Origin of the sequence: Photobacterium gaetbulicola (genome assembly GCF_003025515.1) — a bacterium.
In the GTDB taxonomy this organism is placed as follows: Bacteria; Pseudomonadota; Gammaproteobacteria; order Enterobacterales; family Vibrionaceae; genus Photobacterium; species Photobacterium gaetbulicola.
The window spans coordinates 70130-78837 of sequence record NZ_PYME01000027.1 but is presented as its reverse complement, the minus strand read 5'-3'; the positions used below and the strand labels follow the sequence as shown (position 1 = coordinate 78837).

At 54.0% G+C, this 8708-nt stretch carries 11 protein-coding genes; 3 read left to right on the top strand and 8 right to left on the bottom strand.

Going from position 1 to position 8708, the window contains the following annotated elements; translation table 11 throughout:
* Positions 1–295: 295 nt before the first annotated feature.
* Entirely contained in the window at positions 296–835 is a 540-nt protein-coding gene (locus tag C9J03_RS20645; RefSeq protein ID WP_044622174.1) for a gamma carbonic anhydrase family protein, read from the top strand.
* A 3-nt stretch (positions 836–838) separates the two neighbouring features.
* On the opposite strand, the gene C9J03_RS20640 is transcribed toward C9J03_RS20645, so the two are convergent.
* From C9J03_RS20640 to tsaC, 4 genes are all read right to left on the bottom strand, one after another.
* Complete coding sequence (locus C9J03_RS20640) at positions 839–1102, bottom strand: DUF1488 family protein (protein WP_044622175.1); 264 nt, start codon at positions 1100–1102, stop codon at positions 839–841.
* A gap of 8 nt (positions 1103–1110) precedes the next feature.
* Positions 1111–1932 (bottom strand): shikimate dehydrogenase, encoded by an 822-nt coding sequence (gene aroE, locus C9J03_RS20635; protein ID WP_039468311.1) that lies wholly within the window; start codon positions 1930–1932, stop codon positions 1111–1113.
* Positions 1933–2027: 95 nt separating this feature from the next.
* A complete protein-coding gene (gene hemF / locus C9J03_RS20630; protein ID WP_082060559.1) occupies positions 2028–2933 on the bottom strand; it encodes an oxygen-dependent coproporphyrinogen oxidase in 906 nt (301 codons plus the stop codon).
* Between the two features lie 10 nt (positions 2934–2943).
* A complete protein-coding gene (tsaC, locus tag C9J03_RS20625) occupies positions 2944–3501 on the bottom strand; it encodes an L-threonylcarbamoyladenylate synthase type 1 TsaC (RefSeq protein WP_044622177.1) in 558 nt (185 codons plus the stop codon).
* Between the two features lie 199 nt (positions 3502–3700).
* Between tsaC and purE the strand changes: the two genes are divergently transcribed.
* Positions 3701–4189, top strand: a complete 489-nt coding sequence (gene purE / locus C9J03_RS20620) for a 5-(carboxyamino)imidazole ribonucleotide mutase (protein ID WP_044622178.1) — start codon at positions 3701–3703, stop codon at positions 4187–4189.
* Positions 4189–5304: a 5-(carboxyamino)imidazole ribonucleotide synthase gene (locus C9J03_RS20615; protein ID WP_044622179.1), complete on the top strand. Its 1116-nt coding sequence runs from the start codon at positions 4189–4191 to the stop codon at positions 5302–5304. Before purE ends, C9J03_RS20615 begins: the two co-directional genes overlap by 1 nt.
* A gap of 69 nt (positions 5305–5373) precedes the next feature.
* Here C9J03_RS20615 and C9J03_RS20610 read toward each other — a convergent pair whose 3' ends face one another.
* From C9J03_RS20610 to C9J03_RS20595, 4 genes are read right to left on the bottom strand one after another with little or no spacing between them, the layout of a single operon-like run.
* Complete coding sequence (locus C9J03_RS20610; protein ID WP_044622180.1) at positions 5374–5943, bottom strand: DNA topoisomerase family protein; 570 nt, start codon at positions 5941–5943, stop codon at positions 5374–5376.
* Positions 5944–5983: 40 nt separating this feature from the next.
* On the bottom strand, positions 5984–6457 hold the full coding sequence (locus C9J03_RS20605) for a DUF494 family protein (RefSeq protein WP_039468292.1): 474 nt from the start codon (positions 6455–6457) through the stop codon (positions 5984–5986).
* Between the two features lie 2 nt (positions 6458–6459).
* Complete coding sequence (gene dprA, locus C9J03_RS20600) at positions 6460–7554, bottom strand: DNA-processing protein DprA (RefSeq protein ID WP_044622181.1); 1095 nt, start codon at positions 7552–7554, stop codon at positions 6460–6462.
* 9 nt (positions 7555–7563) lie between these two features.
* Entirely contained in the window at positions 7564–8664 is a 1101-nt protein-coding gene (locus tag C9J03_RS20595) for a LysM peptidoglycan-binding domain-containing protein (protein WP_162845584.1), read from the bottom strand.
* Between the last annotated feature and the right edge of the window lie 44 nt (positions 8665–8708).

Below are 8708 nucleotides of genomic sequence, written 5' to 3'. Positions count from 1 at the left end.
TCAGTTTCATTGATAATTCTTTTGTTGACTATCATTTCACGAGTGCCCACACAGATTGCATGGTCAAATTGTTAAAGAACAATCCGCTACGTTGCCGGCTTAACTCGCCGTGCTCCGTGTCGGTGAGATGGCATTATAGAGAGTTCGATCACGTTAGCAAGGGCAATTTTAAAAAAAACTCATCTTTTCGGACCAACTGTGCACTAATCAAACAAAAGCCGCATTTTTCGATATTATTTGTACCGTAGCAAAGCTAATCTAACGATATAAACTTAAAATTTTAAGGCTCATCGATATGGTTTCATCTATACGCCCCTATAAAGGCACTTATCCTAATGTTGCTTCTAGCGCCTATGTCGACCCATCGGCAGTACTCGTCGGCGACATTACCCTAGGGCAAGATGCCAGTATTTGGCCCTTGGTCGCCGCACGCGGCGATGTTAACCATATAAAGATAGGTGCCAGAAGCAATATCCAAGATGGTACCGTCCTACATGTCACCCGAACCAGCACCAATAATCCGCTTGGGCACCCCCTGCTTATTGGAGACGACGTGACCATCGGCCATAAAGCAATGCTACACGGCTGCCAGATCGGCCATCGGGTGTTGGTGGGAATGGGAGCTATCGTTTTAGACGGGGCAATTGTTAAAGACGACGTGATTATCGGTGCGGGAAGCTTGGTCCCACCAGGAAAAGTTCTAGAGAGTGGCTACCTCTATGTCGGTAGCCCGGTAAAACAAGCGCGCCCATTATCCGATAAAGAACGCGCATTTTTGCCAGGTTCCGCCGACAACTATGTCAGGCTGAAAAATGAGTACCTAGCTGAAGGGTAGGGCTCAAGTGATTTCGATATCGCCATCTTGATTGAAATCTTCATCTTCAATCAAATTTTCGGCGATATCTTCCAAATCAAAGCGGCACAGGGCAAAAGCATTGAGAACCGCACTCTCATCGACCAGTGTCTGGCCGCACTTATTCTCCAGCCATACCCGACTAACCCAGCAGTTGATCAGTGCACCGCCTTGTTGGGCCGGGAAGTTAACGGCCTGGCGTGCGCTGTCCCAGGTCTGTAGATCTACAAATAATATATCTTGGTTCATTGTCTTCTTTATTTCTGTAAGGTACGGCGAAGCTCACGCTGGACCTGTTTGGCTCCAGGGCGTAAACCCCGCCATAGCATGAAACTCTCAGCAGCCTGGCCAACCAGCATCCCCAAACCATCGAGTGTTACCCTTGCGCCAAGCTCTTTGGCCCAAATATTGAAAGTTGTCGGCTCAGCCCCATACACCATGTCATAGCAAGTCACTTCAGGGCGGATCAAGCTTGAAGGAATACCCGGTAGCTCACCACTGAGGCTCGCAGATGTCGAGTTAATGATCACATCAAATTCTTTACCTTCGAGTCCAGATAAAGACAATGCCTCGACAGGGCCATGGGAGGCAAATAGCTCAACCAGCGCCTCGGCTTTTTCTACCGTGCGGTTAGCAATCGTCAAAGAGCTAACACCTTGGGCCAATAACGGCAATACCACGCCTCTAGCTGCGCCCCCCGCACCGATGAGCAACACCCTCTGACCTTCAAGCAAGGTGCTGTGCTGCAGCAAATCCTGCACCAATCCCTCACCGTCAGTATTATCGCCAAGGATCACACCGTCATCGAGTTTCTTCAAAGTATTGACGGCACCAGCAAGCCGGGCCCGCTCGGTCAACTGGTTAGCATAAGCAAACGCGTCTTCTTTGAATGGCATAGTGACATTACACCCGCGGCCACCAGCAGCAAAAAACGCCTCCGCAGCTTCTTTGAAACCGTCTACCGGAGCAAGTTGAGCGTCATAACGCATGTCCTGTCCGGTCTGGCGGGCAAAGAGGGTGTGAATAAAAGGGGATTTACTCTGGGCAATCGGGTTGCCAAAAACAACATACTTATCCATATGCCGGGGTTCCGTGTTATCAAACCAATAAAAAAGGGCCAGTATTGCTACTGACCCTATCATTGCCGATTCAATGACTCAAACCCTTTAGACACTCACCAACTGCGCGGCTTGAGGTAATTGTCATAGAGATCGGCTTCCTGCGAACCCGGTTCCGGGGAATAACTGTATTCCCAGCGGGCGAGGGGAGGCATCGACATCAGGATAGATTCGGTGCGGCCACCGCTTTGCAGGCCAAACAAAGTGCCACGGTCGTACACCAGGTTAAACTCTACATAACGACCACGGCGGTAAAGTTGGAACTGGCGCTCTCGATCACCATAAGGGGTTGGGTAGCGCTTCTCGACAATCGGCAGATAGGCATCCAGATACCCATTGCCAACAGCTTGCATATAGGCAAAGCTCTTCTCGAAGCCCCATTCGTTAAGATCATCGAAGAACAGACCGCCGACCCCACGGGTCTCATTACGGTGAGGCAGGAAGAAATACTTGTCACACCACGCCTTGTGCTCGTCATAGACTGACTCGCCAAACGGCTGGCACAGCGCTTTGGCGGTATCGTGCCAATGCTGGCAATCGTCTTCAAACGGATAGAACGGCGTTAAGTCGAAACCGCCACCAAACCACCAGACCGGAGCTTCCCCGTCTTTCTCGGCAATGAAAAAGCGAACATTGGCATGAGAGGTCGGCACATACGGGTTGCGCGGGTGGATCACCAACGATACGCCCATCGCTTCAAAGCTGCGCCCGGCCAATTCCGGGCGATGCGCGGTTGCCGACGCCGGCATCTGGGTGCCGAACACATGAGAAAAGTTAACACCGGCCTGCTCAAAGACACGCCCCTCGCGCAGGACCCGGCTGCGGCCACCGCCACCTTGTTCCCGCTGCCACTCATCTTGCTCGAAACTTGCCTGGCCGTCTTGCTCGGCCACCGCACGGCAGATCCTATCTTGCAGATCCAGTAAAAAGGCTTTAACGGCTTCTTTATTCACTTGCTGCATTCGCTTCATCCTATCCCTGGCGGAAAACATTACCGGTAATGGCATCCCTGATTTCAGAAGGATTATCTCGCCCTCCAGTTTCCCCTTCTAAAATCGCCGACAGCTGAGAGCCCAGCTGCGCTTCGACATCGGCCACCGTGCGGCCAGGCTCTTGCCCCGTCAGATTGGCACTGGTCGAGGTCAGCGGTTTGCCAAAAGCCAGGCACAGCTGCTGTACCAGGGGGTGATCCGTCACCCGCACGGCTATGGTATCGAACTGCCCGGTCAAGAAGCGCGGCACACCCGGTTTGGTCGGCATCACCCAGGTTACCGGCCCAGGCCAAGAGGCAAAAATACGCGCTCTCTGCTCTTCGCTCAATCCGCTGTCATCGACATAGGGCGCCAACTGCTCATAATTGGCGGCAATGAGGATCAGGCCTTTTTCGACCGGGCGCTGTTTTAGCGCCAACAGCCTGTTCACGGCGGTTTCACTATCAGGATCACACCCCACGCCAAACACCGCTTCGGTCGGATAGGCAATAACACCCTGCTGCTGCAAAGCAGCAACCACTTGATTAAGGTTCTCCACAGGTACCTCTTTGAAATGACTGACGTCCGTTTTAACGTTCTGTTTACCTATCTTACCGACTCCTTACTAACAACTCCATGCTCGTTAATCATTGTTGCAATTTACCCGACGCAAACGTTTTCCTTCACAAAAAATACTCGTATAATGCGCGGCACATGCATTAATACCTCACAGTTTAGTTACCCCAAAGGAGATCGGGATGAAAGTTGGGATCATCATGGGCTCAAAGTCAGATTGGCCAACCATGCAGCACGCAGCTGAAATGCTGGACCGCTTCAACATTGCTTATGAAACCAAGGTTGTGTCTGCCCACCGTACTCCGCATCTATTGGCTGAGTATGCAGAGCAAGCACAACAGCGCGGTATCAAGGTGATCATTGCCGGTGCCGGTGGTGCAGCCCACCTACCGGGTATGACAGCCGCCTTCACCAGCCTTCCAGTCCTTGGGGTACCGGTTCAGTCCCGCGCACTGAAAGGAATGGACTCGCTACTTTCAATCGTCCAAATGCCAAAAGGTGTGGCGGTAGGTACCCTCGCAATTGGTGAAGCCGGTGCAGCCAATGCCGGCCTGCTCGCCGCACAAATCATCGGTACCCAAGACAGCACCGTCATGGCCGCTATCGATGCGTTCCGCAAGGAACAAACTGACACTGTTCTGGCCAACCCGAATCCGGCCGAGGAAGCATAATGAAAGTACTGGTACTTGGTGCCGGGCAGCTTGCCCGAATGATGTCGCTGGCCGGCGCACCACTGAACATCGAAGTCTTTGCGTATGATGTTGGCACAGGCAATGTGGTACACCCACTGACTCAACAAGTCATGCTGAAAGGACTCAATACGGCTATCACCTATTCCGATGTGATTACGGCAGAATTCGAGCATATCCCCCATGAGATTCTTGATATCTGCGAGCAGAGCGGTAAGTTTCTCCCAACGACTGATGCCATCAAGGCCGGCGGTGATCGCCGCCTCGAAAAGGCATTGCTCGACAGTGCCGGCGTTGCCAATGCCAAATACCACCTGATCAACAGCCGTGACGACCTGACCGCCGCGATAGACACCGTTGGCCTGCCGATGGTACTGAAAAGTGCCCTGGGCGGTTATGATGGCAAAGGCCAATGGCGCCTGAAGCAACGTGAAGATGCTGACAGGATCTGGCCAGAAATGGCAGAGTTCATGGCACAAACCGATAACCAGGCCATCGTGGCCGAAGAGTTCGTGCCGTTTGACCGCGAAGTTTCATTGGTTGGTGCCCGTGGTAAGAATGGCGATATCGCAGTCTACCCACTGGCAGAAAACACCCACACTGACGGGGTACTAAGCCTATCGGTTGCCCTAACGGGCAATGAAGCACTGCAGAATCAAGCCGAAGCCATGTTCCGCTCGCTAGCCGAGTCGATGGACTATGTGGGCGTCTTAGCGATTGAATTCTTTGATGTCGGCGGCAAGCTGCTGGTCAACGAAATCGCCCCGCGGGTACACAACTCAGGCCATTGGACCCAGCAGGGCGCCGAAACCTGTCAGTTCGAAAACCACCTGCGTGCCGTCGCCGGTATGCCGCTGGGCAGCACGGCGTTGCTACGCCCGACAGCGATGATCAATATCCTTGGAGAAGACCGCCTGCCAACCGATTTGCTCAGCCACCCGCAGTGCCATATTCACTGGTACGGCAAAGAAAAGCGACCAGGCCGCAAAATGGGGCACATCAATGTCTGTGCTGATACCCAAGAGCAGCTTGATAGCTCTCTGGCAACGATTGCCAGTTACCTTGACCCAGCAGCATTTCCTGCCCTCAAGCGCTAGCTAACCGACCAATAAAACAAAGCCAGCATTCTGCTGGCTTTGTTTTTATATGGGTGAGCAATTTTGCAGCTACTCTAAGACCTCTTCCTGATAGGCATGGCAACGACGATCGGCACACTGCAGCTTGGTACCGCTAGCCAGCTTCTTCTCGACCAGCAGACCAAAGCCACAGACCTGGCACCGGCCTTCCACGGGTTTGGCATTGACCGCGAAGCGACAGCTTGGGTACTGATCGCAGGCATAAAACGCCTTGCCGTAACGTGACTTGCGCTCAACGAGGCTACCTTGCTGGCACTGAGGGCAGGGGATCTGGGTCGACTCGGCTTTTTTCTCCGGAGATTCAATATGGTGGCACTGTGGGTAGCCGCTACAGCCGATAAACATGCCATAGCGCCCTTGGCGTAATACCAATTCCTCGCCGCAATCAGGGCAAACTTGCCCGAGATACTTGACGATGTGGCCGTCATTTTGGGCCAAGGGCTTGATGTATTCGCACTCGGGGTAACGGGTGCAGCCGAGGAAAGGGCCGCGCTTGCTGTTGCGCATGGCCAGCGGCGAGCCGCACTCCGGGCACAGGTTATCATGCTCCAGCGCGTGCTCATGGGCACTGAATAGCTGGGCGTTAATTTTTCCAGACATACGACTCAACCATCTTCAACAACAACCCACCGCAACGCATTTAGTGTATATAGCCATCTTCCATACCGTACAGCAACTCTTCCATCTGGCTGTAGGCACTTTCATTACCCGGCGCATTGAATAGCACCATCAAGATAATCCATTTCAGATCGTCGAGATTAAAATCTGAAGTCTCCAGCGCCATCACCCGGTCAATCACCATTTCACGGGTGTCTGCACCCAGTACGTGGATTTGCTCAAGGTAGGTCAAGAAGCCACGGCAAGTTGTATCCAGTCGCGACATTTCTTGCGCCGTGTAAATACGCATAGCCGTCACTGAACTGGTGTTCATGTAAGGGGTTTCTTCGGTATCTTGCAGGGCGGCGAGCTTCTCAAGCCACTCTAGCGCCTTGTAAATATCTTCCTGGTGGAAACCAGCACGAAGCAACTCTTCGGAAAGTTCATCCTGATCAACCATGAGCTCCGCATCGCTGTGGATATAGGTTTCAAACAGGTACATTAGGATATCCATCATAACTAGCCCCTCCTCGTTCTGACATAGCCACCTGGTACGGCAGCGACCACGCCATGCAATTCCAACTCAAGTAACTGCATCATGACTTCATGAACGGGCAGCCCACTGCGTTCAGCAACTACATCTACGGGTGTTGCCTCATTGCCTACGTTAGCCAACAGCGCTGGAAATGGCAATTTTTCATTTTCAGGTTGTGGGGCAGAAAGAATCGATCGGCTACTTTTTGCACACTCGGTGAGCACCCCAACGTCCTCAAAGATATCGACCGGCGTTTCGACCAATTTAGCACCGTTTTTTATCAGTGCATGGCACCCTCGGCTCATTGCACTGTATATCGAACCGGGAATGGCAAAAACATCCCGCCCCTGTTCCAGTGCATAGCGGGCGGTGATCAAAGATCCGCTTTTGATTTCGGCCTCAACCACTAGTACGCCGACCGACAGCCCACTGATCACTCGATTGCGGCGGGGAAAATGCTGCGGGCGCGGTGCCTCATCGGGCCAAAATTCCGACACCAGCGCCCCCTGCTCGACAATCGTCTCGGCGAGCTCTCGGTGCTTTGCCGGATAGACCTTATCAAGGCCAGAGCCCAATACCGCAACCGTGGCACCACCATTTTTCAATGCTCCAAAATGGGCTCGGCTATCTATCCCCAGTGCAAGGCCACTTGTTACCACATATTCCGCCGCAACCATCGCGGCAGCAAATTCAGATGCCGCCTCCAGACCGTCAATACTGGCCGCTCGGCTGCCGACTATCGCCAACTGAGGCTCATGCAACCACCGAGGCTCACCGCGCACGAACAATATCGGGGGAGGAGAGGGGATCGCTTTTAGCAATGGGGGGTAAAGCGGGGAACCCAGTGTGATGATCTGCTGATTGGGGCGGCGGTGCCACTCGAGGCACCGCTCAATACGCCGCAGCGGCGGATGTTTCAGATGCTGGCATTGGCGCTCGCTAAGGCCAAGCCCTCTCCGGTCGTGATCGGACATCTGCAACAGGCAAGCCGGGGTGGTGCGCTCCAGCAATCGCCCGATGCGATACCCCCCCAGCTGGGGAGCGGATGCCACCACTAGCCAATCATAGAGCGAGGACATTGCGTCGGCTTACCCTCGCGAAGGGGAAACTAACTTCGCCCCGGCTCTGAAGGGCTCGGTAGCCTTGGTCACAATGGCCAGGCTGAAATACTCATAGGGGCGGATCACCATCACTTCGCCAATAGGCATAGCCAGCAACTGCTGTGATTCGAAAGTAGCCAGGCGAGAAGGCAGTATCGGACTTTCAGGTTTGCTGTATGCGTAATGACCTTTCGCACCAACATAACCCGCCCCGGGCCGGAGAAGGCTGAACACCTGGCCTGCGGCCAAACCATCAATATGCCCTAGATCCAAAACCACGGTCTCATGAGTGGCGATATACTCCATTCCCCCCATTCCGGACAAGACTTGAGCCTCGACGGCGGCCGGGGAAGGAAAGGGGGAAAAACTCAATGCCGCCTCGCTGACTGGCAACGGGGCGGGCAAAAGCACATCATTGGGCTGTACCTCCCGCCGGGCTCCCGTCAACAGCACGGCACTGGTGGTCTCCGTTACCGCGACCACCTCACCCCGCGCCACTTCTTTTAGGCTGAAGACCTCGGCCGTTTCACCCGAATCCAGTTCACGCTGCAACAGCTGTTTGGGCCGGAAGATCCCCCACTTATCCCCTTTGGACAGCGGCATATCAACCCAAACTGTTTTTCCACGGGGGATGTATCCCAAAGCCCGGTTGTCACCAATCACATGTGGCAAGTACTTCAGATCCGTTTTCGCCAGCAACTTATCTTCTGCGAGATAGGGCAGCAGTAAATCAGCCGGCAGGGTCGTGACAGGCTTCGGCGAGGCAACCGCCCTAGGGGCGAGATACCGACGCGGTTTACGCTGCAATCGGGGTTGGCCATCCACCCAATGCAAGTAGAGCTGATCACCGGGGTAAATCCAGTGGGGATCCGCTACCGTACTGCGGTTGCTCTGCCACAGCTCCGGCCAGCGCCAGGGGCTGTGGAGGTAATGCTCGGCGATATCCCACAGGGTATCCCCCTTCTTGACCGTATAAACGGCGGGCGCACCGTCAATAAGATTTAGATCTGAAGCCCGAGCTTGCCCTTCCACACACATCCCGGCAGCAGCCAGCCCCAGCACCCCGTACCCCATTAACGCTTTCAGCATCTTCATTATTCCGCCGCCCTTCAGCCAAACCGACCATCAGGCTG